A 25,711-nucleotide genomic window follows, 5' to 3' on the forward strand; every position below is an offset into this window, starting at 1 on the left:
CCAGGCCTGATCTTTATCCCTATCTTTCAGTCGCGGCGCCTCCTGCCCGCGCAAACCACCGAACATCTTCTGCATGAATTATCCTCATCCGCTGATCGCCCGTGAAGGCTGGCCATTCCTGGCCGGCGCATTCATTGTCTCGCTGCTGGTGCATATCAGCGCGGGCTTCTGGGGCGCGCTGCCGCTGTGGATCGTCACGCTGTTCGTGCTTCAGTTCTTTCGCGATCCGCCTCGGCCGATTCCATCGGCGCCAAACGCAATCCTGGCGCCTGCCGATGGCCGCATTGTCGTGGTCGAGAAAACGCAGGACCCGTACGCGGGCCGCGAGGCACTGAAGATCAGCGTGTTCATGAATGTGTTCAACGTGCACTCGAACCGCTCGTCGCTCGATGGCAAGGTGGAGAAGCTCGAGTACTTTCCCGGCAAGTTCGTCAATGCCGATCTCGACAAGGCATCGGTGGAGAACGAGCGCAATGCCGTCGTGATCCGCCGTGCGTCGGATGGCCAGGTGGTGACGCTGGTGCAGGTGGCTGGCCTGGTAGCGCGCCGTATCCTGTGCTACATCAACGTGGGCGACATGCTATCGCGTGGTCAGCGCTACGGCTTTATCCGTTTCGGTTCGCGGGTGGATGTGTACCTGCCCGTGGATGCCCGTCCGCGCGTGACGATTGGCGAGAAAGTCTCGGCGTCGGCGACCGTGCTGGCTGATCTGGATGTGCGGGCGTAAGCGCGCCTGCTACAGGGGACACAGAATGGGTGCCTTCAATCGACGCAACAAGCGCGTCAACAACGGTAACGTGACGCACCTGCGTCCGTTTCGCCGCAACCAGTTGCGCAACGACAATGCGTATGACCCGGACGAGCACGATCTGGAGTACGTGCGTCCGCGCCGTCGTGGCATTTATCTGCTGCCCAACGCCTTTACCACCGCTGCCTTGTTCGCGGGCTTCTTCGCGATCGTGCAGGCGATGAACATGCGCTTCGACGTGGCAGCCATCGCAATCTTCGCGGCGATGGTGCTCGATGGCATGGATGGCCGCGTGGCCCGCATCACGAACACACAGAGCGCGTTTGGCGAGCAGTACGATTCGCTGTCGGACATGACGTCGTTCGGCGTGGCGCCGGCTCTGGTCATGTATGAGTGGATCCTGCATGACCTGGGCAAGTGGGGCTGGATTGCCGCGTTTGTCTACTGCACCTGCGCGGCGCTACGACTGGCGCGCTTCAATGCCAATATTGGGGTGGTCGACAAGCGCTTCTTCCAGGGGCTGCCAAGCCCGGCTGCTGCGGCGTTGGTGGCGGGCTTTGTCTGGCTGGCGATCGACAACAAGCTGCCGGTCAAGGAACTCTGGATGCCGTGGGTCGCATTCGGCATCACGCTCTATGCCGGCTTGTCGATGGTCTCCAACGCGCCGTTCTACAGTGGTAAGGCGCTGGATGTGCGCTATCGCGTGCCGTTCGGCATGATGGTGCTGGTACTCGTGCTGTTCGTGGTCGTTTCTTCCGATCCACCCGTGGCACTGTTTGGCCTGTTCGTCGCCTATGCGATTTCAGGTTACCTGCTGTGGGCATGGCGAACGCTGCACGGTCAGCGTGGCGGCGTCGACAAGTCGCGTGCGCCGGGCAACGGCTCAGGCGGCAACTGATCCAACATAGGAACAAAGGCGCTTTCGGGCGCCTTTGCTTTTCTGTAGTCTGTGCGTTGTACGTTTCACCCACCCTCAGGAGGACATCATGGGCATGTTTGACTTCATCAAGGAAGCGGGAGAGAAGCTGTTCGGCAAGGGAGAGGCCAAGGCGGCCCAGGATGCGGCTGTGGCCGATCCGTCGACGGACAAGGTCGATGCCGCCAACCGCGCGGCTGGCGATGCCATCGAGGCTTATATCGCGCAGATGGGACTGACCGCGACGGGGTTGACAGTCACGGTTGACGGCTCGCAGGGCAAGGTCACCGTCTTTGGCGTGGCGGCTGACCAGGCAACGCGCGAGAAGATCATTCTGTGCTGCGGCAACGTGGAAGGCGTGGATTCGGTCGAGGACAAGATGTCTGTCAACGTCGAATCAGACGAGTCGCAATGGCACACCGTCGTGAAGGGCGACACGCTCTGGGCGATCTCCCAGGCCGCCTACGGCAATGGCGCCGAATACAACAAGATCTTCGAGGCCAACAAGCCGATGTTGTCGAACCCGGACAAGATCTACCCCGGCCAGAAACTGCGGATTCCGCCGAAGTGAGTCGCTGGCAGAAATCGGGAATGATGCGGTTGCACACACGCGCCAAACCGGATATAGTCGCCGACATGATTTCGCGCCAGACCCTAATCGCCCGCACCATTCTAGGTGGCCTACTAGGCCATCAGGTCGGGTTGCGCGCGCGCTAAGGGTCACCAATCGCCTTAACGCGGAATCACCAGGATTCTTTCGAACGCCCCGGCCTGCATCGTTGCACGCCGGGGCGTTTTGCATTCTGACGCGATTGTCCGGCAGCAAGATTGAGATCGGGACAGCACGGCACAACAGGGTACAGCCCAGGAGCTCCACAAAATGTCTGACAAACTCATCATTTTCGACACCACCTTGCGTGACGGCGAGCAGTCGCCCGGCGCGTCCATGACCCGCGAAGAGAAGATTCGCATTGCGCGTCAGCTTGAACGCCTGAAGGTCGACGTGATCGAGGCCGGTTTTGCGGCAAGCTCCAATGGTGACTTCGAGGCCATCCGCTCGATCGCCCAGGTGGTCAAGGATTCGACGATCTGCTCGCTGGCCCGTGCCAACGACAAGGACATTGCTCGTGCCGCCGAGGCGCTCAAGCCGGCAAACTCGTTCCGTATCCACACGTTCATCGCCACCTCGGCGCTGCACATGGAAAAGAAGCTGCGCATGACACCGGACCAGGTTTATGAGCAGGCACGTCTGGCCGTGCGCTTCGCGCGCCAGTTCACGGACGACATCGAGTTCTCGCCGGAAGATGGCAGCCGCTCGGACATGGACTTCCTGTGCCGTGTGCTCGAAGGCGTGATCGCCGAAGGCGCCACCACGATCAACCTGCCCGACACCGTGGGTTATGCCGTGCCGGAAGGCTATGCCGAGCTGATCCGCTCGGTGCGCGAGCGCATTCCGAACTCGGACAAGGCCGTCTGGTCAGTGCATTGCCACAATGACCTCGGCATGGCCGTGGCGAACTCCCTGGCTGCCGTGAAGCTCGGCGGCGCTCGCCAGATCGAGTGCACGATCAACGGCCTTGGCGAACGCGCGGGTAACACCAGCCTGGAAGAAGTGGTGATGGCCGTGAAGACGCGCCGTGACTACTTCAACATGGATGTGGGCATCGACACGACCCAGATCGTGCCGGCCTCGAAGCTTGTGTCGCAGATTACCGGCTTCGTCGTGCAGCCGAACAAGGCCGTGGTGGGCGCCAACGCGTTTGCCCATGCGTCCGGCATTCACCAGGACGGCGTGCTCAAGGCGCGCGATACCTACGAGATCATGCGCGCCGAAGACGTGGGCTGGACGGCCAACAAGATCGTGCTTGGCAAGCTTTCGGGCCGCAATGCGTTCAAGCAGCGTCTGCAGGAGCTTGGCGTCCAACTCGAAAGCGAAGCGGAGATCAATGCGGCATTTGCTCGTTTCAAGGAGCTCGCCGACCAGAAGGCCGAGATCTTCGATGAAGACATCATGGCGATCGTCTCCGATGAAGAGCAGGAGCACGCCAATGAGCACTATCGCTTCATCTCGCTGTCGCAGCGTTCGGAAACGGGTGAGCGTCCCCATGCCCGCGTGGTGTTCAACATCGATGGCAGCGAGCAGACCGGCGAAGCCGAAGGCAATGGTCCGGTGGACGCCACGCTGCACGCGATCGAAGGCAAGGTCAACAGCGGTGCCGAACTGGTGCTGTACTCGGTGAATGCGATCACCGCCGGCACGCAGGCCCAGGGTGAAGTCACGGTACGTCTGTCGAAGGCGGGTCGTATCGTCAATGGCGTGGGTACCGACCCGGATATCGTCGCCGCATCGGCCAAGGCCTACCTGGCCGCGCTGAACAAGCTGCACGACAAGGCTGTGCAGAAGATCAACCCGCAGATCTGATCCCGAATCCTGCGATGCCGCTGGTGGGGCTCACAAGGCCCCGCCATCATGAAACGCCCGCCAGTCGCGTATCCCGCGATGGCGGGCGTTTTGTCGTCAGCGCTCAGGGCGGTCGCGCAAGGGGTCGGGTGTCACCAGTGTCTGGCGCAGCACACCCGTATCGTCGAACATGAAGTTGAACATCGAGTACCACTGGTCCTCGTGGAGGAAGCGGTAGCTCCAGGCCTCCTGCTTCAGGCGCGGGTAATACTCGATCGGCTCGCGCGGCGCGCCGAAGTGTTCGAGCACGTCCTTCTTGGTCCAGACATTGACCTTTGCCTTGTACAGCTCGGTCGTCGTCAGCATCTGGCGGAAATTAGTCAGCTTGCCATCCCGATCGAAATCGGCCGCGTAGGAATACTCGCCGAGCGGCTGCTTCGAATAGAACCAGCGGGTTGTCCCGTCATCGAGCTTGTAGACATCGGTGGGTTTGCCGAATGCGGCCTGCACGGCGCTCTGCGGCTGGCCGACGAGCTTGAGTCCGGAGTCGACCGGGGCAAGGACGGTGCAGGCGCCCAGCGCGAGGGTGGCCAGGACGGCCCACAGAATTGAAAGCAGATGGCGGCTGCCACGCTGGTAACGGGAGGGCATGACTTCAGGCTTGGCACATGGTGGATGCGAGTGGCGGCAGTTTAGCCGCACCAGTCGCGTCGTGTGAATGCCGCATTGCTTCTTTCAGATTCGTCTGCTTAGTCGCAACAAACTTCACGGATCTAATGACATCTGGCGACGATCGATGAAGATTGCCGGTCCGGGCGCATCTGCCTTAACATCGCTCGCTTTGCTGGGTAACTGGGGAAGGCGATGGCCTGGATTCGAGGGAACAGATTGCGCGTCTGGATGGCTGCTGCGCTGTTTTGCGCGGCGGCAGCCGCGCAGGCGCAGGCTGGCGCGCCAATTCGCCTGGGCATGATCGACGGTCTGTCCGGTCCCTTCGCCAACGCAGGCGAGGCTGTAGTGCGCAACCTGCGTATCGCCATCGAGCGTGTCAACGCGAGCGGCGGCGTCAAGTTGCCTGATGGGCCGCACCCGTTCGAACTGGTGACGTTCGATAGCAAGGGCAACGTCGATGAAAGCCTGATCCAGTTCCGCAGTCTGGTCGACAAGCGCATTCCGTTTGTGCTGCAGGGGAACAGTTCGGCCGTGGCCAGCGCGCTCGTGGGGGCAATCAACCGTCAGAACGCGCGCCAGCCCGATGCTCGCGTGCTGTTCCTGAACTATTCGGCCGTTGATCCTTCGCTGACCAACGAGAACTGCAGCTTCTGGCATTTTCGTTTCGACGCCAGCGCGGATATGCGAATGCAGGCGTTGACCGAGGCCATCCGAAGCGAGCGTTCGGTGCGCAAGGTTTACCTGATCGACCAGGACTACAGCTTCGGCCATCAGGTGGCGCGTTCGGCGCGTGAAATGCTGGCGACAAAGCGTCCGGATATCCAGATTGTCGGCGACGAGTTCCACCCGATCGGCAAGATCAAGGATTTCGCGCCGTATATCGCCAAGATCAAGGCGAGTGGCGCTGACGCGGTCATCACCGGTAACTGGGGCAACGATCTGACGCTGATGGTGAAGGCCGCGCGCGAGGGTGGCCTCAATGCGCGCTTCTACACGTTCTATGGCAATGGGCTCGGTGCGCCGGCAGCGATGGGTGATGCGGGTGTGGGCCGGGTGCTGGCCGTGGCCGAATGGCACCCTAACGTAGGCGGGGCGGCATCCGATGCGTTCTACCAGTCGTTCCGGGCACGCTATCCGGACCCCAAGGATGACTATGTGCATCTACGCATGCAGATGATGGTAGAGATGCTGGCGCGGGCTATCGAGCGCGCTGGTTCTACCGACGCCGTGGCCGTGGGCTACGCGCTTGAGGACATGCGTTTCACCAACGCGTTCCACGAGGCCACCGTGCGGGCGGACGACCACCAGGTCCTCCAGCCGCTTTATGTCTCGGTCATGGCGAAGCAGGGCGGCGATGTCCGTTTCGATAACGAAGGTTCCGGCTACGGATTCCGCACAGTAAAGAAGCTCAAGACCGCCCAGACCACGCTGCCGACCACGTGCCGTATGGAGCGCCCGCCGCGCAATTGAGGCGGGCGCCGCCGTAGACTTCGCCGCAGGCGGGAATTCGGCTATAATGCGCGGCTGTCGTCCTCAAGCCACCCAGCTGGATGACGACAGATGCCTCAAGTCATTCAGGCACGACGCAGGTGGCGCATCCCGCGCTGCAGCGTTCGCAAGTGAAAGGAAATCATCATGGCAACTGCCAATACCAACAAGTCCGAGATCATCGCGAAGTTCGCTCGCGGCACCAACGACACGGGTAGCCCCGAAGTTCAGGTCGCTCTGTTGACGACCCGTATCAACGAACTGACCCCGCACTTCAAGGCCAACATGAAGGATCACCACAGCCGCCGCGGTCTGCTGCGCATGGTGAGCCGTCGTCGTCGCCTGCTGGACTACCTCAAGGCCAGCGATGCCGATCGTTACCGCGCCCTGATCGAAGCCCTGGGCCTGCGTAAGTAAGGTCTGCGGATGGCAGCACGAATCCTGCGGAAGTTGCACGCGCACGATTTCACGTGAGGCCGCAATGCCTGCGTCAGCACTGCTGAGGCAGGCATTTTGCTTTTCTGGTTCAGCGATTGATACGCTGGGTCAGGGTTGATAGTGATGTTCGCTTCACTTGAAAGTCGGGCGTTGATGCCCGACGCCGTTGCGCCAAGTCGCGCGACGGAGTAAGTTACCTCGCTCTTTATCGCGCATTTTTGCGCATTGACACTGGAGTCGGCACCAAGGAAACGGGGTTTTGTGTCATTCCATCGCGGGTTGCATCGTCCACGTGCCTTCACGGACGGTGGCGCGATGGAATGGCATAGCACTTCCCTGGGACTGCGGACCGGATTACCTCCGGCAGTTCGCCTGCCGCTGCGAGCGCAGGCGTCGCCGATCGTGCATGTGTGCGGCCGGCAAGCATGAAATCAAGGAACGCTCATGACCATGTTCAACAAGATCGTCAAGGAATTCCAGTGGGGCCAGCACACGGTCCGCATGGAAACCGGCGAAATCGCACGCCAGGCATCTGGCGCCGTGATCGTCGACGTGGAAGACACCGTGGTGCTGGCCACCGTGGTGGCAGCCAAGAGCCCGAAGGCGGGTCAGGACTTCTTCCCGCTGACCGTCGACTACATCGAGAAGACCTACGCTGCTGGCAAGATCCCCGGTGGCTTCTTCAAGCGTGAAGGCCGTCCGTCGGAAAACGAGACGCTGACCTCGCGCCTGATCGACCGTCCGCTGCGTCCGCTGTTCCCGGAAGGCTTCTACAACGACGTGCAGGTGGTGATCCACGTGCTGTCGATCAACCCGGAAATCCCGGCTGACATCCCCGCGCTGATCGCTTCGTCGGCTGCGCTGGCCGTTTCGGGTATCCCGTTCAACGGTCCGGTTGGCGCTGCCCGCGTCGGCTACAAGGACGGCCAGTACCTGCTGAACCCGACCCGCGCGCAAATCGCCGCGTCGGATCTGGACCTGGTGGTCGCCGGTACCGAACGTGCCGTGCTGATGGTGGAATCGGAAGCCCACCAACTGTCGGAGGACGTGATGCTCGGCGCCGTGGTGTACGGTCACGAGCAAATGCAGATCGCGATCAACGCAATCCACGACCTGGTGCGCGAAGGCGGCAAGCCCGAGTGGGACTGGGCTCCGGCTCCGAAGAATGAAGCGCTGATCGCCAAGGTCAGCGAGATCGGCCTGCCGCTGCTGCAGCAAGCCTACCAACTGCGTCAGAAGTCGGCACGCAGCACCAAGCTCAAGGAAATCTACGCAACCGTGCAGGCCCAACTGGCCGAGGCCGGCGTGGAAGCCGACAAGGTGGAAGTGGGCAACGTCCTGTTCGACCTCGAGGCGAAGATCGTGCGTGGCCAGATCCTGGCTGGCGAGCCGCGTATCGACGGCCGCGACACGCGCACCGTGCGCCCGATCGAGATCCGTTCGTCGGTGCTGCCGCGCGCGCACGGCTCGGCGCTGTTCACCCGTGGTGAAACGCAGGCACTCGTGGTGGCCACGCTCGGCACCAAGAGCGATGAGCAGATCATCGACGCACTGGCCGGCGAATACCGCGACCGCTTCATGCTCCACTACAACATGCCTCCGTTCGCCACCGGCGAAACGGGTCGCGTTGGTAGCCCGAAGCGTCGTGAAATCGGTCACGGCCGTTTGGCCAAGCGCGCGCTGATCCCGGTGCTGCCGAAGGACGACGAGTTCGCGTACACGATCCGTCTGGTGTCGGAAATCACCGAATCGAACGGTTCGTCGTCGATGGCTTCGGTCTGCGGCGGCTGCCTGGCGCTGATGGATGCTGGCGTTCCGGTGAAGGCGCACGTGGCCGGCGTGGCCATGGGCCTGATCCTGGAGGGCAACAAGTTTGCCGTACTGACCGACATCCTCGGTGACGAGGATCACCTCGGCGACATGGACTTCAAGGTGGCCGGTACCGACGCGGGCATCACCGCGCTGCAGATGGACATCAAGGTCCAGGGCATCACCAAGGAAATCATGCAGGTGGCGCTGGCCCAGGCCCGCGAAGGCCGCATGCACATCCTCGGCGCGATGCAAGGCGCAATGGGTCACGCTCGCACCGAACTGTCGGCGCACGCTCCGCGCATGATCACGATGAAGATCCATCCGGACAAGATCCGCGAAGTGATCGGCAAGGGCGGCTCGACGATCCAGGCACTGACCAAGGAAACCGGCACGACCATCGACATCCAGGAAGACGGCACGATCACGATCGCGTCGACGTCGACCGACGGCATGGCCGAAGCCAAGCGCCGCATCGAAGGCATCACCGCGGAAGCCGAAGTTGGCAAGATCTACGCCGGTACCGTGCTGAAGCTGCTGGACTTTGGCGCCATCGTCAACATCCTGCCGGGCAAGGACGGTCTGCTGCATATCTCCGAGATCGTCAACGAGCGCGTCAAGGACATCAAGGACTGGCTCAAGGAAGGCCAACAGGTTCGCGTCAAGCTGATCCAGGCCGACGAAAAGGGTCGTCTGCGTCTGTCCCTGAAGGCGGCGCTGGCCGAAGAGGGCGGCAGCATCAGCCCGATCGCGCAAGGCGATGCACCGGCCGCGGCACCTGCCGCTCCGGCATCGCCCGATCAGCAGCAGTAAGCTGACGGCGAACGCGGTCACCGCGTAGCACCCATGAAAGCGGCTGGCGATGTCCAGCCGCTTTTTTGTTTACACTGCCGGTCAGTTCGCCATCCGGTTCGCGCGCGACACGTGCGTCAGTAACGCCATCGCGCGCGATGCAATCCAAGACATTAATGAGGAGTCATCATGAAAGCCATCGAGATCCGTGAATACGGCGCCCCCGAAGTTCTGCAGGAAACGCAGCGTCCCGATCCGGAGCCGAAGGCCGGTGAAATCCTGATTCGTGTGGCGGCTGCCGGCATCAACCGTCCCGATGTGTTCCAGCGCACCGGCAACTATCCGGTGCCGCCCGGCGCGTCGGATCTCCCGGGTCTCGAGGTCGCGGGTGTGGTCGTCGGTGGCGACCTTTCGCATCCCGCCAATCGCTTCGGCCTGAAGGCTGGCGACCGCGTCTGTGCGCTGGTGCAGGGCGGTGGTTACGCCGAACTGTGCACGGCGCCGATCGAGCAATGCCTGCCCGTACCCGAGGGCCTCACCGATATCGAAGCGGCTGCGCTACCCGAGACATTCTTCACGGTGTGGAGCAACGTGTTCGATCGTGGGCAGCTTGGCAAGGGTCCGCGTGGTGCGGCTGAAACGCTGCTGATCCAGGGGGGATCGAGCGGCATCGGTACCACGGCAATCCAGATTGCCAAGGCACTTGGCTTCAAGGTCTTCGTGACGGCCGGCAGCGATGACAAGTGCAAGGCGTGTGAGGCGCTCGGCGCCGATCGCGCGATCAACTACAAGACCGAGGACTTCGTGGCCGAAGTGAAGGCGCTGACCGAAGGGAAGGGCGTCGACGTGATCCTCGACATGGTGGCGGGGTCGTATCTCGCGCGTGAACTGTCGTGCATCGCCGATGACGGCCGCATCGTGATCATCGCGCTGCTTGGTGGCGGCAAGGCGGAAATCCCCCTTGGCGATATCCTGCGTCGACGCATTACCGTCACCGGTTCCACGCTGCGCCCGCGTCCGGCTTCGTTCAAGGGCGCCATCGCGCAGGCGCTGCATCAGAACGTCTGGCCGTTGCTGGCATCGGGCAAGATCAAGCCGGTGATTCACAAGGTGTTTCCCGCAGCACAGGCCGCCGATGCGCATCGCCTCATGGAGTCGAGCGAGCATATCGGCAAGATCGTACTGACCTGGTAAGCCATGCTTCTTGCTGTGGTCCCGTGATCGCTTGCGGTCCGGGATTGCCTGCGATTGCCCGCACATGCTGGCGGGCCCCTCCTGACCACGCTACAATAGCCGGTTTGATTTAAAGAGGGGACCCTTGTGAGACAAAAGCTGGTCATCGGCAATTGGAAGATGCATGGCAGCCTGGCCGCCAACGCGGCGCTGCTTGAGGGTATCAAGGCTGCACCTGCGCGTGCGAAGCTGGCGGTCTGCGCGCCGTTCCCCTATCTTGCCCAGTGCCAGACGCTGTTGTCCGGTTCCCAGGTTGCCTGGGGTGCCCAGGATGTGTCGGCCGAGGCCCGTGGTGCCTTCACCGGCGAAGTGGCTGCCTCGATGCTGGGTGAGTTTGGTTGCGGCTATGCGCTCGTCGGCCATTCCGAGCGCCGTACCTACCATGGTGAAACTGACGCGGTAGTGGCTGCCAAGGCACTGCGCGCGTTGGAATTCGACATTGTTCCAGTGGTCTGTGTTGGCGAGACGCTGGCTGAGCGCGAAGCCGCTCAGACCGAAGCCGTGGTTGGCCGTCAGTTGCAGGCTGTTCTCGATGCTTTGTCTATCGAACAGCTGGGTCGCATTGTTCTGGCCTATGAACCTGTCTGGGCGATCGGCACGGGCAAGACGGCCACGAGCGCGCAGGCCCAGGAAGTTCACGCAGCGCTGCGTGCACGGGTCGCGGCGAAGGATGTCGGTGTCGCGGCACGCATGGCCATTCTGTATGGTGGCAGCGTCAAGCCCGACAATGCGGTTGAATTGTTTTCCATGTCCGATATTGACGGGGGGCTTATCGGTGGCGCCTCCCTGAAAGCGGATGATTTCCTCGCGATCGGCAACGCCTGAATGCCGGACGCGACTGTCTGATCAGGCAAGTTCGAAACGACTTTAACCAAATGGCAATCTTCAAGACTTTGTTGGTAATCGTGCAGGTCCTGTCCGCGCTCGGCGTGATCGGTCTTGTTCTGCTGCAGCACGGCAAGGGTGCCGATGTCGGTGCGGCGTTCGGATCGGGTGCCTCTGGCAGTCTGTTCGGCGCTACCGGATCGGCGAACTTCCTGTCACGTACCACGGCCGTTCTGGCGGCACTGTTCTTCTGCTGCACCCTGGGTCTGACGCTGCTGGGCAACTACAAGCCCTCGGCATCCCTGGGCGTGATGGGCGCGGCGCAGCAGTCGGCGCCGGCCGCTGCGGCACCTGCTTCCGCACCTGCCGCAGCTGCAGCATCGGCCTCCGCCCCGGCGGGTCCGGCTGTGCCGAAGTAATTGCAATAATTGAACAGTGTGTCCACGGATTCCTGATTTTATTTGCAGTTGTGCATTGAACAAATCGGGAATCCTAGTTAGAATGCAGGGCTTGAAACGATTCCCCAGCGACGGGGCGAAAGCCGAAGGACAGACTCCTCGGCAGACGTTCCAGAGGGTATAAAAACCCAGCGCAAGGCAATATTGTTTCTCCCCCAGCCGACGTGGTGAAATTGGTAGACACGCTATCTTGAGGGGGTAGTGGCGAAAGCTGTGCGAGTTCGAGTCTCGCCGTCGGCACCAAACAACTTGATCGGAGTTCGTGTTACGCATCTCAAGATGCGTCGGCATGTCCTCCGGCAGTCCGCAAGGCGGCGCCGTAGCTATGACGGGATGGCGCTTGGGGTGGGCAACAGGACGCCGCTATAGCTGGTGCTGTTGACAACATTCCAGATAAGGCTGGCCGCATCTTGACTCTCGAAGCCTACTTCCCCGTCCTCATCTTCATCGTCTTTGGCGTCGTGCTCGGTGTGGCACTGATGGCCATCGGTCGAATTCTCGGTCCCTACAAGCCTGACGCAGCGAAGCTGTCGCCGTACGAGTGCGGCTTCGAAGCGTTCGAGGATGCGCGCATGAAGTTCGACGTGCGCTACTACCTCATCGCCATCCTGTTTATCCTGTTCGATCTCGAAACTGCCTTCCTGTTTCCGTGGGGCGTCGCCCTCAAGGACATCGGTTGGCCGGGATTCATCGCCATGGGCGTGTTTCTGCTGGAATTCATCGTGGGCTTCGTCTACATCTGGAAAAAGGGCGCGCTCGATTGGGAGTGATGTGAAATGGCAATCGAAGGCGTTCTCAACGAAGGCTTTGTCACGACGACCGCTGACAAGCTGATCAACTGGACCCGTACGGGTTCCCTGTGGCCCATGACGTTCGGTCTGGCCTGCTGTGCAGTGGAAATGATGCACGCCGGCGCCGCGCGTTACGATATGGACCGTTTCGGTGTGATTTTCCGCCCGTCGCCGCGTCAGTCCGACGTGATGATCGTGGCAGGCACGCTGTGCAACAAGATGGCCCCCGCGCTGCGCAAGGTGTACGACCAGATGGCCGAACCGCGCTGGGTGATCTCGATGGGATCGTGCGCCAACGGCGGCGGCTACTATCACTACTCGTATTCGGTGGTGCGTGGCTGCGACCGCATCGTGCCGGTCGACATCTATGTTCCGGGCTGCCCGCCGACGGCGGAAGCGCTGATCTACGGCGTGATCCAGCTCCAGAACAAGATCAAGCGTACCAACACCATCGCGCGCAAGGGCTGATATGGCGAACCTGGATACCCTCAAGGCTGCGCTCGAAAAGGTCCTCGGCAAGCGCGTGCAGAACCTGATCGAGGCCACCGGCGAACTGACGCTGATCGTCAAGGCCGCCGACTATCTCGAAGTCGCGCGTCTGCTGCGTGACGATCCCTCGTTGCGTTTTGAACAGCTACTCGACCTGTGCGGCGTGGACTATTCCGACTACGCCGAAGGCGCCTGGGATGGCTTGCGTTTTGCCGCTGTCTCCCAACTGCTGTCGGTAACGCACAACTGGCGTCTGCGTCTGCGCGTATTCGCGCCGGACGATGATTTCCCGGTGCTGCCGTCGGTCATCAACGTCTGGAACTCGGTGAACTGGTTCGAGCGCGAAGCGTTCGATTTCTACGGCATCGTGTTCGAAGGCCATCCGGATCTGCGCCGTATCCTGACCGACTACGGTTTCGTCGGCCACCCGTTCCGCAAGGATTTCCCAGTCTCGGGCTACGTCGAAATGCGCTACGACCCGGAACAGAAGCGGGTCATCTACCAGCCGGTGACGATCGAGCCGCGCGAAGTCACGCCGCGCGTGATTCGCGAGGAAAACTACGGCGGCACGCAGCACTGAGATCGCGTCATGGCAGATATCAAGAACTACACCCTCAACTTCGGCCCCCAACACCCTGCAGCGCACGGCGTGCTGCGTCTGGTGCTTGAACTGGACGGCGAAGTCATCCAGCGCGCCGACCCCCATATCGGCCTGCTGCACCGTGCCACCGAAAAGCTGGCCGAGCAGAAGACCTGGATTCAAAACGTCCCCTACATGGATCGTCTCGACTACGTGTCGATGATGGTCAACGAACACGCGTACGTGATGGCGATCGAGCGCCTGCTGGGCCTCGAGGTACCGATTCGCGCCCAGTACATCCGCGTAATGTTCGACGAAATCACCCGTCTGCTGAACCACCTGATGTGGATCGGCTCGCACGCGCTGGACGTGGGTGCGATGGCGGTGTTCCTCTACGCGTTCCGTGAGCGTGAGGACATGTTCGACATGTACGAGGCGGTGTCGGGCGCGCGTATGCACGCGGCCTACTACCGTCCGGGCGGCGTCTACCGCGATCTGCCTGACACGATGCCGCAATATCGCGCGTCGAAAGTCCACAACGAGAAGGCCATCAAGGTCATGAACGAAGCCCGTTCGGGCTCGCTGCTGGACTTTATCGAGGACTTCACGAACCGTTTCCCGACCTATGTCGATGAGTACGAGACGCTGCTGACCGATAACCGTATCTGGAAGCAACGTCTGGTCGATATTGGTGTGGTCACACCGGAGCGTGCGCTGCAGATGGGTTTCACCGGTCCGATGCTGCGTGGCTCGGGCATCGAGTGGGATCTGCGCAAGAAGCAGCCGTACGAGGTCTACGACAAGATGGACTTCGACATCCCCGTGGGTACGGCGGGCGACTGCTATTCGCGTTACCTGGTGCGTGTGGAAGAAATGCGCCAGTCGAACCGCATTATCAAGCAGTGCATTGACTGGCTGCGTCGCAACCCGGGTCCGGTGATCACCGAGAATCACAAGGTGGCGCCGCCGTCGCGTGTGGACATGAAGTCGAACATGGAAGAGCTGATTCACCACTTCAAGCTCTTCACCGAAGGTATCCACGTGCCGGCAGGCGAAGCCTACGCCGCGGTGGAGCACCCGAAGGGCGAGTTCGGCATCTATGCGATTTCGGATGGCGCGAACAAGCCGTACCGTCTGAAGATCCGTGCCCCGGGCTTTGCCCACCTGGCCGCGCTCGACGAAATGGCCAAGGGACACATGATTGCGGATGCGGTCACGATCATCGGTACACAGGACATCGTGTTCGGCGAGATCGACCGCTAAGGGATACCGGAAGACGAGTATCCCGTCACAGGCCGTTGCCCGGACGACGTTCCGGGTGTGTTCGGCCGGCCCCGGCTGTAACGGTGGCGGCAGGCAATGCCTGCAACGGATCGGCAAGGACGCGAAGGGGCGTCCGGGCCGGCAGAACATGGCAGCGACGGCTGCAAACTAGCGGAGCCCCGCGCGGCTTCGCCGTATTACTGCAATGACCATGCTATCAGCAGAAGCTCTCAAGGAAATCGATCGCGCGATCGCGAAGTATCCGGCCGACCAGAAGCAGTCGGCCGTGATGGCGGCACTCGCCGTGGCACAGGGCGAGGTGGGCTGGGTTTCCCCCGAAGTCATGCAGTTCGTCGCCAGCTACCTCGAAATGCCGCCCGTGTGGGTGGAAGAGGTGGCCACGTTCTACAACATGTATGACACCAAGCCGGTGGGCAAGCACAAGCTCGCCGTCTGTACCAACCTGCCGTGCGCGCTGTCGGGCGGCGAGCGGGCTGGCGAATACCTGAAGCGCAAGCTCGGGATCGACTATAACGAGACCACCGCCGACGGCTGTTTCACCCTGAAAGAGGGCGAGTGCATGGGCGCGTGCGGCGACGCACCGGTGATGATCGTCAACAACACCCGCATGTGCAGCTTCATGAGCGAGCAGAAGATCGACGCACTGGTCGAAGAGCTCAAGTCCGAAGCCGCCGCCAAGGGGGACAAGTAACATGACCTCTCTGCATGACCGTCATATCAAGCCGCTGATCCTGGCTGGCCTGGACGGCAAGAACTGGCACCTCGAAGACTACGTGAAGCGTGGTGGCTACAAGCAGCTCCGACGCATTCTCGAGGAAAAGGTAACGCCCGAGCAGGTGATCGCCGACGTCAAGGCCTCGGGTCTGCGCGGCCGTGGCGGTGCGGGCTTCCCCACGGGCCTGAAGTGGAGCTTCATGCCGCGTGCGTTCCCGGGTCAGAAGTACCTCGTCTGCAATACCGATGAAGGCGAGCCGGGCACGTTCAAGGATCGCGACATTATTCGCTACAACCCGCACGCGCTGATCGAAGGCATGGCCATCGGCGCGTACGCGATGGGCATCACCGTGGGTTACAACTACATCCACGGCGAAATCTGGAATGAATACAAGATCTTCGAGGAAGCCCTCGAAGAAGCGCGCCGCGCCGGCTTCCTCGGCGACAACATCCTGGGTTCGGGCTTCAACTTCCAGTTGCACGCCCACCATGGTTACGGCGCATACATCTGCGGCGAGGAAACCGCGCTGCTGGAGTCGCTGGAAGGCAAGAAAGGCCAACCGCGCTTCAAGCCGCCTTTCCCGGCCAGCTTCGGTCTGTACGGCAAGCCGACCACCATCAACAATACGGAAACGTTCGCCGCGGTGCCGTTCCTGCTGGAAGTCGGCCCCGAGAACTACCTGAAGATGGGCAAGCCGAACAACGGCGGCAGCAAGATCTTCTCGGTGTCGGGCGATGTCGAGCGTCCGGGCAACTACGAGATCCCGCTGGGTACGCCGTTCGCAACGCTGCTGGAACTCGCAGGCGGCATGCGCGGTGGCAAGAAGATCAAGGCGGTCATTCCGGGCGGTTCCTCCGCCCCGGTGGTGCCGGGCGACCTGATGATGGCATCGGACATGGATTACGACTCGATCGCCAAGGCCGGCTCGATGCTGGGCTCGGGCGCCGTGATCGTGATGGACGAAACACGCTGCATGGTGCGTTCGCTCCTGCGCCTGTCGTATTTCTACTTTGAAGAATCGTGCGGCCAGTGCACGCCGTGCCGTGAAGGCACAGGCTGGCTCTATCGCATGGTGAATCGCATTGAACACGGAGAAGGCCGCCAGGAAGATCTGGACCTGCTCAACAACGTCGCGGAAAACATCATGGGTCGCACTATCTGCGCACTCGGCGATGCAGCGGCGATGCCGGTACGCGGCATGCTCAAGCACTACTGGAAGGAGTTCGAGTATCACGTCGAACACAAGCAGTGCATGGTCCCGGCCTATTCCTGAAGCGTGGCAGAACATGGTTGAACTCGAGATCGACGGCAAGAAGGTAGAGGTTGCGGAAGGCAGCCTCGTGATGGAAGCGGCCCAGAAGCTGGGCACGTACATCCCGCACTTCTGCTACCACCGCAAACTGTCCATCGCGGCGAATTGCCGCATGTGCCTGGTTGAAGTGGAAAAAGCGCCCAAGGCGCTGCCCGCCTGCGCCACCCCGGTGACGCCAGGCATGAAGGTTTTCACCAATTCTGAGAAGGCTGTGAAGGCTCAGAAATCGGTGATGGAATTCCTGCTGATCAACCACCCGCTCGACTGCCCGATCTGCGATCAGGGCGGCGAATGCCAGCTCCAGGATCTGGCGGTGGGCTACGGTGGTTCGGAGTCGCGCTACAAGGAAGAGAAGCGTGTGGTGTTCCACAAGAATGTGGGCCCGCTGATCTCCATGGAAGAGATGACCCGCTGCATCCACTGCACTCGCTGCGTGCGCTTCGGCCAGGAAGTGGCCGGCGTGATGGAGCTGGGCATGCTGAACCGCGGCGAGCACTCGGAAATCACGACGTTCGTCGGCCAGACCGTGGATTCGGAACTGTCCGGCAACATGATCGACCTGTGCCCGGTCGGCGCGCTGACCAGCAAGCCGTTCCGCTACTCGGCCCGTACGTGGGAACTGGCACGCCGCAAGTCGGTGTCGCCGCACGACGGCCTGGGCGCCAACCTCGTGGTCCAGACCAAGAACCAGCGCGTGATGCGCGTGGTGCCGCTGGAGAACGAGGACATCAACGAATGCTGGATCTCCGATAAGGACCGCTTCGCCTACGAAGGCCTGAACAGCGCCGACCGTCTGACCCGCCCGATGCTCAAGCAGGGTGGCGAATGGATGGAAACGGACTGGCAGACCGCGCTCGAATACGTAGCCAATGGTCTGGCAAGCATCAAGCGCGATCACGGCGTCGACCAGATTGCTGCGCTGGCCAGCCCGCACAGCACGCTGGAGGAGCTGTTCCTGCTGGGCAAGCTCGTCCGTGGCCTGGGCAGCGACAATGTCGACTTCCGTCTGCGTCAATCCGATTTCTCGGCCGCACTAAAGGGCGCGCCGTGGCTCGGCATGCCGGTGGCCGACGTCAGCACGCTGCAACGCGCGCTGGTGATCGGTTCGTCGCTGCGCAAGGATCATCCGCTGCTGGCGTCGCGTCTGCGTCAAGCCGTGAAAAAGGGTACACGTGTGGCCGTGATTGGCGCGGGCGGTGAAGACCTGCTGATGCCGATCGCCGCGCGTATCAATGCTGCCCCGTCGGGCTGGACCGCCGCACTGGCCGGCGTGGCCCGTGCCGTGGCCGCCGCCAAGGGCGTGACCGCTCCGGCCGGTACCGAAGGATTCGACGGTGGCGATGCCGCGAAGGCCGTGGCCGATATGCTGCTGTCGGGCGAGCGCCGTGCGGTGTTCCTCGGCAACGAAGCCGTCCGTCACCCGCAGTTCTCGTCGCTGCACGCTCTGGCGCAGTGGATCGCCTCGGAAACGGGCGCGACGCTGGGCTTCCTGACCGAGGCCGCCAACACGGTCGGTGGTTATGTTGCTGGCGCCCTGCCGCAGCAAGGCGGTGCCAACGCACAGGCCATGCTCGATGCGCCGCGCCGCGCGTACATCGTGTTGAACGCCGAGCCCGAGTTCGACGCCGCCGATGGCCGCAAGGCACTGGCCGCGCTGAACCAGGCCGGCACGGTTGTGGTGCTGTCGCCGTTCCGTTCGGAAGCCGCGCTGCAATACGCAGACGTGATCCTGCCGGTCGCGCCGTTCACCGAAACCGCAGGTACGTTCGTCAATGCCGAAGGTAAGGCGCAGAGCTTCAACGGCGTGGTACGCGCGCTGGGTGAGTCGCGTCCGGGCTGGAAGGTGCTGCGCGTGCTGGGCAACCTGCTGGAAGTGCCGGGCTTCGACTTCGACACGGCTGAAGCCGTGCGCGATGCCGCGCTGGCTCGCCCGGTCGCCGAGCAACTGAACAACTCGACCGATGCTCCGATCCGCGTGACGGCTGCTGCCGCCAACGGTGTCGAGCGTATCGCCGATGTGCCGATTTACCACGCCGACCCGATCGTGCGCCGTGCCGACTCGCTGCAGCTTACCGCCGCCGCGCGCCGTGCGATGCAGGTGTCGCTGTCGTCGGATCTGTTCGCCAAGCTGGGCGTGCAGGCTGGCGATCCGGTGCGTGTGATGCAGGATGGTGCCAGCGTGGTGCTGCCGGCCGCTCTCGAAGCGACGCTGCCGGCAAACACCGTGCGCGTGCCGGCCGCCACAGAGGCTGCCGTGACGCTGGGTGCGCTGTTCGGCAATGTCACCGTTGAGAAAGCCATCGACCTGCCGGCCGGCAACAACGCGGCCGCGACGGCCACCGCATAAGAAGAGCGAGAAAGCAACATGATCGACTGGATTACCTCGCAAGGTCACGACATCTTCGGCATGTACTGGACGCCGCTGTGGATCCTCATCCGCGCGGTGCTCATCGTGGTGCCGGTGCTGCTGTGCGTGGCCTACCTGATTCTGTGGGAGCGCAAGCTGATCGGCTGGATGCACGTGCGTATCGGCCCGAACCGCGTGGGTCCGCTGGGCCTGCTGCAGCCGATCGCCGACGTGCTGAAGCTGCTGCTCAAGGAAGTCATGTTCCCATCGCAGATCAACCGGGGCATGTACCTGGTGGCTCCGCTGATGGTGCTGATGCCCGCGGTGGCTGTCTGGGCGGTGATTCCGTTCCAGGCCGAAGTGGTGATGTCCGATATCAACGCCGGTCTGCTGTATGTGATGGCCATCAGCTCGGTGGGCGTCTATGGCGTGATTCTGGCTGGCTGGGCCTCGAACTCGAAGTATGCGTTCATCGGTGCGATGCGTGCCGCGGCGCAGATGGTGTCGTACGAAATCGCCATGGGCTTCGCTCTGGTGACCGTGCTGATGGTGTCGGGCAGCCTGAACCTGTCGCACATCGTGAACGCCCAGAACACCGGCTACTTCGCCAACATGGGCCTGAACCTGCTGTCGTGGAACTGGCTGCCGCTGCTGCCGATGTTCGGCGTGTACTTCATCTCGGGCGTGGCTGAAACCAACCGCCACCCGTTCGACGTGGTGGAAGGCGAATCGGAAATCGTGGCCGGCCACATGATCGAATACTCGGGCATGACGTTCGCGCTGTTCTTCCTGGCCGAGTACATCAACATGATCATCATCTCGACGATGACCTCGCTGATGTTCCTCGGTGGCTGGGCACCTCCGTTCTCGAGCGTGCTGACCAATGCGATCCCGGGCTTCTTCTGGCTGGTGATCAAGGTATTCCTGCTGCTGTCGGTTTTCATCTGGATTCGCGCTTCGTTCCCGCGTTACCGCTATGACCAGATCATGCGTCTGGGCTGGAAGATCTTCATTCCGCTGACCGTGGCTTGGCTGATCATTGTGGCGATCTGGATCAAGTCGCCGTGGAACATCTGGCACTAAGAGGCCAGGCGATGGTGCGTCACTGCCAGGGGCAGGGCGCGCCGCGCGGAAATACTTAGGAAGCAATCGTCATGCTGCTCGCCATCAAGGACTTCTTCAACAGCCTGCTCCTGAAGGAACTCTTCAAGGGTATGGCTTTGACCGGCCGCTATCTCTTCGCGCGCAAGATCACTGTCCAGTTCCCGGAAGAGAAGACGCCGATGTCGCCGCGTTTCCGCGGCCTGCACGCACTGCGCCGCTATCCCAACGGGGAAGAGCGTTGCATCGCCTGCAAGCTGTGCGAAGCGGTGTGCCCGGCATTGGCCATCTCGATCGAATCGGACGTGCGTAACGACGGCACCCGCCGCACCACGCGCTACGACATCGACCTGACCAAGTGCATTTTCTGCGGCTTCTGCGAAGAAGCTTGCCCGGTTGACGCGATCGTCGAGACGCACATTCTCGAGTATCACGGCGAAAAGCGCGGTGATCTGTACTTCACCAAGGACATGCTGCTGGCCGTGGGCGACCGCTACGAGCCGCAGATCGCCGCGGCCAAGGCTGCGGACGCGAAGTACCGTTAAGCGTATCGACGCAGGGCGGGAGCAGGGCGCTTGAGGCGCCGGCTCCCGAAAGCGAAATTGAATCGGTCCCGCAAGGGGCCAACAGAAGGATGCCGCGAGCACGCGTGGCCACCCCGAAAAGGGGCCTGTGTGCAAGCGGCCCAAAGAGGATCCGATAGGGACCATGGAACTCACGACCACCATCTTCTATGTCTTTGCGTTGGTGCTGGTGCTGTCCGCACTGAAAGTCATCACGGCAAAGAACCCGGTGCATTCCGCACTGTTCCTCGTCCTGGCGTTCTTCACCGCCGCAGCGATCTGGATGATCCTGAAGGCGGAATTCCTCGCCATCCTGCTCCTGCTCGTGTACGTCGGCGCCGTGATGGTGCTGTTCCTGTTCGTCGTGATGATGATCGACATCGACATCGAGCATCTGCGGCGCGACTTCTGGACCTACGTGCCGATGGCCTCGATCATTGGCGCGCTGATCATCGCCGAAATGGCGATTGTGCTTGTGCGCAACTTCATCGGTACGACCAACGCCGTGCTGCCCGCAGGCGCGCAGGATCCGAACTATTCGAATACCGCCGCGCTGGGCAAGCTGATCTACACGGACTACATCTACGCGTTCGAAGTGGCCGGCATCATCCTGCTGGTGGCCATCATCGCCGCCGTTGCGCTGACGCTGCGTCGCCGCAAGGACGTGAAGGCCCAGGACATTGGCGCCCAGCTCCGTGTGCGCCGAGACGAGCGCGTGCGTCTGGTGAAACTGCCGGCCGAGGGCCGGGCCGAAGCGGATGCCGCGGCAGCCGCCAACAAGAACTAAAGCCCGGAGAAACCGCTGTGCTCTCTCTCGCCCACTTCCTCGTCCTCGGTGCGATCCTGTTTGCGATCAGCATCGTTGGCATCTTCCTGAACCGCAAGAACGTGATCGTGCTGCTGATGGCACTCGAACTGCTGCTGCTTGCGGTGAACATGAACTTCGTCGCCTTCTCGCACTACATGGGCGACCTGGCTGGTCAGGTTTTCGTTTTCTTCATCCTCACGGTGGCCGCCGCCGAGTCGGCAATTGGTCTGGCAATCCTGGTTGTGCTGTTCCGTAACCTGGACACGATCAACGTGGACGACATGGATACCCTCAAGGGCTAATTCATGACCGCATCCACATTGAACCAAGACTGCTCCCCGATCGCACACCAATAAGCGTCCTATGGCAACCACGCTCAACCCCAACCTGCTGCTGGCGATTCCGCTGGCGTCGCTCGCCGGCGCCGCGATAGCCGGTCTGTTCGGTACCAAGTTCTTCGGCACGTTTTCCTCGGAGTCGCGCGGCGGCCGGATCGTGGCGCATTCGGCAACGATTCTCGGCGTTGCCATCGCTTTCGTCCTGTCGGTGATGGTGCTGCTCGACGTGCTCAACGGCGCGGGCTACAACGCCACCGTGTACGAGTGGATGACGATCGGCAGCCTGAAGATGGAGGTCGGCTTCCTGGTCGACTCCCTGACCGCGATGATGATGGTGGTCGTGACCTTCGTCTCGCTGATGGTGCACATCTACACCGTCGGCTACATGGAAGGGGACCCTGGCTACAACCGATTCTTCGCCTACATCTCGCTCTTCACCTTCTCGATGCTGATGCTGGTGATGAGCAACAACTTCCTGCAGCTGTTCTTCGGCTGGGAAGCGGTGGGCCTGGTGTCGTACCTGCTGATCGGTTTCTGGTACACCCGACCGACGGCGATCTTCGCGAACCTGAAGGCGTTCCTGGTCAACCGTGTGGGTGACTTCGGCTTCATCCTCGGTATTGGCCTGCTGCTGGCATACAGCGGCAGCATGAACTACACGGATGTCTTCGCTACCCGCGAGCAGTTGGCAACCGTGATCTTCCCCGGTACTGACTGGATGATGATCACCGTGGCCTGCATCTGCCTGTTCATCGGCGCGATGGGCAAGTCGGCGCAGTTCCCGCTGCACGTCTGGCTGCCTGACTCGATGGAAGGCCCGACCCCGATTTCGGCACTGATTCACGCGGCAACCATGGTGACCGCCGGTATCTTCATGGTGGCGCGCATGTCGCCGCTGTTCGAACTGTCGGACACCGCGCTGTCGTTTGTGCTGGTCATCGGCGCGATCACCGCATTGTTCATGGGCTTCCTGGGCATCATCCAGAACGACATCAAGCGCGTGGTGGCGTACTCCACGCTGTCGCAGCTCGGTTACATGACCGTCGCGCTGGGCGCTTCGGCCTACTCAGTGGCCGTGTTCCACCTGATGACCCACGCGTTCTTCAAGGCACTGCTGTTCCTTGCCGCGGGCTCCGTGATCATCGGCATGCACCATGACCAGGACATCCGCAACATGGGCGGCCTGCGCAAGTACATGCCGATCACGTGGATCACGTCGTTGGTCGGTTCGCTCGCCCTGATCGGCACGCCGTTCTTCGCCGGCTTCTACTCGAAGGACTCGATCATCGAGGCCGTGGCCGAATCGCACATCGCTGGCTCGGGCTTCGCGTACTTCGCGGTGCTGGCCGGTGTGTTCGTGACTGCCTTCTATTCGTTCCGCATGTACTTCCTGGTGTTCCACGGTGAAGAGCGCTTCGGCAAGGCCGACGATCACCATGGCAACCACCATGACGAGGAAGTCTCGCACGACCACCACCACGGCCTGGCCCCGGGCCAGAAGCCGCACGAGTCCCCGTGGGTCGTGACGCTGCCGCTGGTGCTGCTGGCCATCCCGTCGGTGATCGTTGGCGCCATCGCCATCGAGCCGATGCTGTTCGGCGAGTTCTTCAAACATGGCGTGGCCTTCAAGGACGTGATCTTCGTCGGCGAGAACCATCATGCGATGGAAGAGCTGAAGGAAGCGTTCCATGGCTGGGTGCCGATGGCGATTCACTCGCTGACGACACCGGTGTTGTGGCTGGCCATCGCAGGCGTTGTGCTGTCGTGGTTCTTCTACATGAAGCGCCCGGACATCCCCGCAGCGATCAAGCAACGTTTCTCCGGTCTCTACAAGCTGCTGGACAACAAGTACTACATGGACGCGATCAACGAGGCGGTTTTCGCTCGCGGCGCGCGCCTGCTGGGTACTGGCCTGTGGAAGGGTGGTGACCAGAGCTTCATCGACGGCCTGTTCGTCAATGGTTCGGCCCGCGTGGTGGCGTCGTTCGCTGCGGCCAGCCGCTACCTGCAGTCCGGTTATATCTACCATTACGCTTTCGCAATGATCATCGGCATGTTGGTGCTCCTGACGCTGACGATCACTGGCGTGATAGGCACCAAGTGATAGGCACCAAAGCAAGGAAAACATAGAAATGGTTCTGTCTTTCGCAATCTGGCTGCCTATCTTCTTCGGGCTGGTGGTATTGATGTTCGGCTCCGACCGAAGCAAATGCTTCGTGCGCTGGATGGCGCTGTTCGGTGCTATCGTCAGCTTTGCCGTCACGCTGCCGCTGATCTTCCACTTCGACACCGCTTCCGCTGCGATGCAGTTCGTCGAGCAGGCGAACTGGATCGAACGCTTCAACATCCAGTACCACCTGGGTGTGGATGGCATCTCGATGTGGTTCGTGGTGCTGACCGCATTCATCACCGTGATCGTCGTGATCTCGGCCTGGGAAGTGATCACCGAACGCGTGGCCGAATACATGGCCTCGTTCCTGATCCTGTCGGGCCTGATGGTCGGTGTCTTCTCGTCGCTGGACGGCTTGCTGTTCTACGTGTTCTTCGAAGCCACGCTGATCCCGATGTACATCATCATCGGCGTCTGGGGTGGCCCGAACCGCGTGTATGCGGCGTTCAAGTTCTTCCTCTACACGCTGCTCGGCTCGCTGCTGACGCTGGTCGCGCTGCTGTACCTGTACAACAAGACGGGCTCGTTCGACATCCTGACCTGGCACCAGGCCAAGCTGACGATGAACGAGCAGATCGCGATCTTCCTCGCGTTCTTCATGGCCTTCGCGGTGAAGGTGCCGATGTGGCCGGTGCACACCTGGCTGCCGGACGCCCACGTGGAAGCGCCGACCGGCGGTTCCGTGGTGCTGGCGGCGATCATGCTGAAGCTGGGTGCCTACGGTTTCCTGCGGTTCTCGCTGCCGATCGCCCCGGACGCCAGCCACTACCTGGCCCCGTTCATCATCACGATCTCGCTGATCGCCGTGATCTACATCGGCCTCGTGGCACTGGTCCAGGCCGACATGAAGAAGCTGGTGGCGTACTCGTCGATCGCGCACATGGGTTTCGTGACGCTCGGTTTCTTCATCTTCAATGAGATCGGCATCGAGGGCGGCATCATCCAGATGATCTCGCACGGTTTCGTGTCGGGCGCGATGTTCCTGTGTATCGGTGTGCTCTATGACCGCGTGCACTCGCGCCAGATCGCCGATTACGGCGGTGTGGTGAACGTGATGCCGAAGTTCGCGGCGCTGTCGGTGTTCTTCGCGATGGCCAACTGCGGTCTGCCGGCTACCTCGGGCTTCGTGGGCGAATTCATGGTGATCCTGGGTGCCGTCAAGTTCAACTTCTGGATCGGTCTGCTGGCCGCCACGGCCCTGATCTTCGGCGCGGCTTACTCGCTGTGGATGGTCAAGCGCGTGATCTTCGGCGATATCGTGCACGAGCACGTCCGCGAACTGGTGGACCTGAACAAGCGTGAATTCTTCATGCTCGGTCTGCTGGCGATCATGACGCTGTATATGGGTCTGTACCCGAAACCCTTCACCGACGTGATGCACGCCTCGGTGGTGAACCTGCTGTCCCACGTGGCACAGTCCAAGCTGTAAGCGG

General features: G+C 61.7%; 24 protein-coding genes and 1 tRNA gene. 24 read left to right on the forward strand and 1 reads right to left on the reverse strand.

Annotation, left to right across the window (positions count from 1 at the left end; translation table 11 throughout):
• The first annotated feature begins 73 nt into the window (after positions 1 to 73).
• From K6G35_RS04700 to K6G35_RS04715, 4 genes are all read left to right on the forward strand, one after another.
• Complete coding sequence (locus tag K6G35_RS04700; protein ID WP_008643330.1) at positions 74 to 727, forward strand: phosphatidylserine decarboxylase; 654 nt, start codon at positions 74 to 76, stop codon at positions 725 to 727.
• A 25-nt stretch (positions 728 to 752) separates the two neighbouring features.
• A complete protein-coding gene (pssA, locus tag K6G35_RS04705; RefSeq protein ID WP_008643331.1) occupies positions 753 to 1,646 on the forward strand; it encodes a CDP-diacylglycerol--serine O-phosphatidyltransferase in 894 nt (297 codons plus the stop codon).
• A gap of 88 nt (positions 1,647 to 1,734) precedes the next feature.
• The gene (gene lysM, locus K6G35_RS04710) at positions 1,735 to 2,235 is read left to right on the forward strand and encodes a peptidoglycan-binding protein LysM (RefSeq protein WP_008643332.1); all 501 of its coding nucleotides are present in this window, start codon (positions 1,735 to 1,737) and stop codon (positions 2,233 to 2,235) included.
• 309 nt (positions 2,236 to 2,544) lie between these two features.
• Positions 2,545 to 4,086 carry a 2-isopropylmalate synthase gene (locus K6G35_RS04715; protein ID WP_008643333.1) on the forward strand — a complete coding sequence of 514 codons (1,542 nt, stop codon included), beginning with the start codon at positions 2,545 to 2,547 and terminating at the stop codon, positions 4,084 to 4,086.
• A 96-nt stretch (positions 4,087 to 4,182) separates the two neighbouring features.
• On the opposite strand, the gene K6G35_RS04720 is transcribed toward K6G35_RS04715, so the two are convergent.
• On the reverse strand, positions 4,183 to 4,716 hold the full coding sequence (locus K6G35_RS04720) for a hypothetical protein (protein ID WP_008643334.1): 534 nt from the start codon (positions 4,714 to 4,716) through the stop codon (positions 4,183 to 4,185).
• Between the two features lie 213 nt (positions 4,717 to 4,929).
• Here K6G35_RS04720 and K6G35_RS04725 point away from each other — a divergent pair, with 213 nt between their 5' ends.
• The 20 genes from K6G35_RS04725 (at position 4,930) to K6G35_RS04820 (ending at position 25,707) form a co-directional block, all read left to right on the forward strand.
• A complete protein-coding gene (locus tag K6G35_RS04725; protein WP_495676147.1) occupies positions 4,930 to 6,207 on the forward strand; it encodes a branched-chain amino acid ABC transporter substrate-binding protein in 1,278 nt (425 codons plus the stop codon).
• 165 nt (positions 6,208 to 6,372) lie between these two features.
• Positions 6,373 to 6,642, forward strand: a complete 270-nt coding sequence (gene rpsO, locus K6G35_RS04730; protein WP_017516000.1) for a 30S ribosomal protein S15 — start codon at positions 6,373 to 6,375, stop codon at positions 6,640 to 6,642.
• Between the two features lie 465 nt (positions 6,643 to 7,107).
• Positions 7,108 to 9,285 carry a polyribonucleotide nucleotidyltransferase gene (gene pnp, locus K6G35_RS04735; RefSeq protein WP_011515744.1) on the forward strand — a complete coding sequence of 726 codons (2,178 nt, stop codon included), beginning with the start codon at positions 7,108 to 7,110 and terminating at the stop codon, positions 9,283 to 9,285.
• Positions 9,286 to 9,453: 168 nt separating this feature from the next.
• Positions 9,454 to 10,458: an NAD(P)H-quinone oxidoreductase gene (locus K6G35_RS04740; RefSeq protein ID WP_008643338.1), complete on the forward strand. Its 1,005-nt coding sequence runs from the start codon at positions 9,454 to 9,456 to the stop codon at positions 10,456 to 10,458.
• Between the two features lie 159 nt (positions 10,459 to 10,617).
• On the forward strand, positions 10,618 to 11,322 hold the full coding sequence (gene tpiA, locus K6G35_RS04745; protein WP_052018064.1) for a triose-phosphate isomerase: 705 nt from the start codon (positions 10,618 to 10,620) through the stop codon (positions 11,320 to 11,322).
• A 50-nt stretch (positions 11,323 to 11,372) separates the two neighbouring features.
• Positions 11,373 to 11,741, forward strand: coding sequence for a preprotein translocase subunit SecG (secG, locus tag K6G35_RS04750; protein ID WP_008643340.1), 369 nt, complete (start codon positions 11,373 to 11,375; stop codon positions 11,739 to 11,741).
• 197 nt (positions 11,742 to 11,938) lie between these two features.
• Positions 11,939 to 12,023: transfer RNA gene (locus K6G35_RS04755), tRNA-Leu, on the forward strand.
• A gap of 167 nt (positions 12,024 to 12,190) precedes the next feature.
• Positions 12,191 to 12,550, forward strand: coding sequence for an NADH-quinone oxidoreductase subunit A (locus K6G35_RS04760; protein ID WP_008643341.1), 360 nt, complete (start codon positions 12,191 to 12,193; stop codon positions 12,548 to 12,550).
• A 6-nt stretch (positions 12,551 to 12,556) separates the two neighbouring features.
• A complete protein-coding gene (locus K6G35_RS04765) occupies positions 12,557 to 13,039 on the forward strand; it encodes a NuoB/complex I 20 kDa subunit family protein (RefSeq protein WP_008643342.1) in 483 nt (160 codons plus the stop codon).
• 1 nt (position 13,040) lies between these two features.
• Complete coding sequence (locus K6G35_RS04770) at positions 13,041 to 13,640, forward strand: NADH-quinone oxidoreductase subunit C (RefSeq protein ID WP_008643343.1); 600 nt, start codon at positions 13,041 to 13,043, stop codon at positions 13,638 to 13,640.
• 9 nt (positions 13,641 to 13,649) lie between these two features.
• Positions 13,650 to 14,903, forward strand: coding sequence for an NADH-quinone oxidoreductase subunit D (locus K6G35_RS04775; RefSeq protein ID WP_008643344.1), 1,254 nt, complete (start codon positions 13,650 to 13,652; stop codon positions 14,901 to 14,903).
• Positions 14,904 to 15,114: 211 nt separating this feature from the next.
• Positions 15,115 to 15,615 (forward strand): NADH-quinone oxidoreductase subunit NuoE, encoded by a 501-nt coding sequence (gene nuoE, locus K6G35_RS04780; RefSeq protein ID WP_008643345.1) that lies wholly within the window; start codon positions 15,115 to 15,117, stop codon positions 15,613 to 15,615.
• A 1-nt stretch (position 15,616) separates the two neighbouring features.
• Positions 15,617 to 16,912, forward strand: coding sequence for an NADH-quinone oxidoreductase subunit NuoF (gene nuoF / locus K6G35_RS04785; RefSeq protein ID WP_008643347.1), 1,296 nt, complete (start codon positions 15,617 to 15,619; stop codon positions 16,910 to 16,912).
• Positions 16,913 to 16,925: 13 nt separating this feature from the next.
• A complete protein-coding gene (gene nuoG, locus K6G35_RS04790) occupies positions 16,926 to 19,298 on the forward strand; it encodes an NADH-quinone oxidoreductase subunit NuoG (protein WP_008643349.1) in 2,373 nt (790 codons plus the stop codon).
• 18 nt (positions 19,299 to 19,316) lie between these two features.
• Complete coding sequence (gene nuoH, locus K6G35_RS04795; protein WP_495676148.1) at positions 19,317 to 20,381, forward strand: NADH-quinone oxidoreductase subunit NuoH; 1,065 nt, start codon at positions 19,317 to 19,319, stop codon at positions 20,379 to 20,381.
• 71 nt (positions 20,382 to 20,452) lie between these two features.
• The gene (nuoI, locus tag K6G35_RS04800; protein WP_008643353.1) at positions 20,453 to 20,944 is read left to right on the forward strand and encodes an NADH-quinone oxidoreductase subunit NuoI; all 492 of its coding nucleotides are present in this window, start codon (positions 20,453 to 20,455) and stop codon (positions 20,942 to 20,944) included.
• 163 nt (positions 20,945 to 21,107) lie between these two features.
• Entirely contained in the window at positions 21,108 to 21,749 is a 642-nt protein-coding gene (locus tag K6G35_RS04805; RefSeq protein ID WP_008643357.1) for an NADH-quinone oxidoreductase subunit J, read from the forward strand.
• A gap of 17 nt (positions 21,750 to 21,766) precedes the next feature.
• Entirely contained in the window at positions 21,767 to 22,072 is a 306-nt protein-coding gene (gene nuoK, locus K6G35_RS04810; protein ID WP_008643358.1) for an NADH-quinone oxidoreductase subunit NuoK, read from the forward strand.
• Positions 22,073 to 22,133: 61 nt separating this feature from the next.
• Entirely contained in the window at positions 22,134 to 24,212 is a 2,079-nt protein-coding gene (nuoL, locus tag K6G35_RS04815) for an NADH-quinone oxidoreductase subunit L (RefSeq protein ID WP_495676149.1), read from the forward strand.
• 28 nt (positions 24,213 to 24,240) lie between these two features.
• On the forward strand, positions 24,241 to 25,707 hold the full coding sequence (locus tag K6G35_RS04820; RefSeq protein WP_008643361.1) for an NADH-quinone oxidoreductase subunit M: 1,467 nt from the start codon (positions 24,241 to 24,243) through the stop codon (positions 25,705 to 25,707).
• The last annotated feature ends 4 nt before the right edge of the window (positions 25,708 to 25,711 follow it).

It is taken from the genome of Cupriavidus sp. HY129 (assembly GCF_059492215.1).

Excerpts from the sequence above, each read along its gene's own strand:
- nuoI (WP_008643353.1), top strand. The coding sequence starts at position 20,453 with ATGCTGCTCGCCATCAAGGACTTCTTCAACAGCCTGCTCCTGAAGGAA.
- K6G35_RS04805 (WP_008643357.1), top strand. The coding sequence starts at position 21,108 with ATGGAACTCACGACCACCATCTTCTATGTCTTTGCGTTGGTGCTGGTG.
- K6G35_RS04740 (WP_008643338.1), top strand. The coding sequence starts at position 9,454 with ATGAAAGCCATCGAGATCCGTGAATACGGCGCCCCCGAAGTTCTGCAG.
- nuoH (WP_495676148.1), top strand. The coding sequence starts at position 19,317 with ATGATCGACTGGATTACCTCGCAAGGTCACGACATCTTCGGCATGTAC.
- tpiA (WP_052018064.1), top strand. The coding sequence starts at position 10,618 with ATGCATGGCAGCCTGGCCGCCAACGCGGCGCTGCTTGAGGGTATCAAG.
- secG (WP_008643340.1), top strand. The coding sequence starts at position 11,373 with ATGGCAATCTTCAAGACTTTGTTGGTAATCGTGCAGGTCCTGTCCGCG.
- K6G35_RS04775 (WP_008643344.1), top strand. The coding sequence starts at position 13,650 with ATGGCAGATATCAAGAACTACACCCTCAACTTCGGCCCCCAACACCCT.
- pnp (WP_011515744.1), top strand. The coding sequence starts at position 7,108 with ATGACCATGTTCAACAAGATCGTCAAGGAATTCCAGTGGGGCCAGCAC.
- K6G35_RS04725 (WP_495676147.1), top strand. The coding sequence starts at position 4,930 with ATGGCCTGGATTCGAGGGAACAGATTGCGCGTCTGGATGGCTGCTGCG.
- K6G35_RS04820 (WP_008643361.1), top strand. The coding sequence starts at position 24,241 with ATGGTTCTGTCTTTCGCAATCTGGCTGCCTATCTTCTTCGGGCTGGTG.
- pssA (WP_008643331.1), top strand. The coding sequence starts at position 753 with ATGGGTGCCTTCAATCGACGCAACAAGCGCGTCAACAACGGTAACGTG.
- K6G35_RS04700 (WP_008643330.1), top strand. The coding sequence starts at position 74 with ATGAATTATCCTCATCCGCTGATCGCCCGTGAAGGCTGGCCATTCCTG.
- nuoE (WP_008643345.1), top strand. The coding sequence starts at position 15,115 with ATGCTATCAGCAGAAGCTCTCAAGGAAATCGATCGCGCGATCGCGAAG.
- lysM (WP_008643332.1), top strand. The coding sequence starts at position 1,735 with ATGGGCATGTTTGACTTCATCAAGGAAGCGGGAGAGAAGCTGTTCGGC.
- K6G35_RS04765 (WP_008643342.1), top strand. The coding sequence starts at position 12,557 with ATGGCAATCGAAGGCGTTCTCAACGAAGGCTTTGTCACGACGACCGCT.
- nuoL (WP_495676149.1), top strand. The coding sequence starts at position 22,134 with ATGGCAACCACGCTCAACCCCAACCTGCTGCTGGCGATTCCGCTGGCG.
- rpsO (WP_017516000.1), top strand. The coding sequence starts at position 6,373 with ATGGCAACTGCCAATACCAACAAGTCCGAGATCATCGCGAAGTTCGCT.
- nuoF (WP_008643347.1), top strand. The coding sequence starts at position 15,617 with ATGACCTCTCTGCATGACCGTCATATCAAGCCGCTGATCCTGGCTGGC.
- K6G35_RS04770 (WP_008643343.1), top strand. The coding sequence starts at position 13,041 with ATGGCGAACCTGGATACCCTCAAGGCTGCGCTCGAAAAGGTCCTCGGC.
- K6G35_RS04715 (WP_008643333.1), top strand. The coding sequence starts at position 2,545 with ATGTCTGACAAACTCATCATTTTCGACACCACCTTGCGTGACGGCGAG.
- nuoG (WP_008643349.1), top strand. The coding sequence starts at position 16,926 with ATGGTTGAACTCGAGATCGACGGCAAGAAGGTAGAGGTTGCGGAAGGC.
- K6G35_RS04720 (WP_008643334.1), bottom strand. The coding sequence starts at position 4,716 with ATGCCCTCCCGTTACCAGCGTGGCAGCCGCCATCTGCTTTCAATTCTG.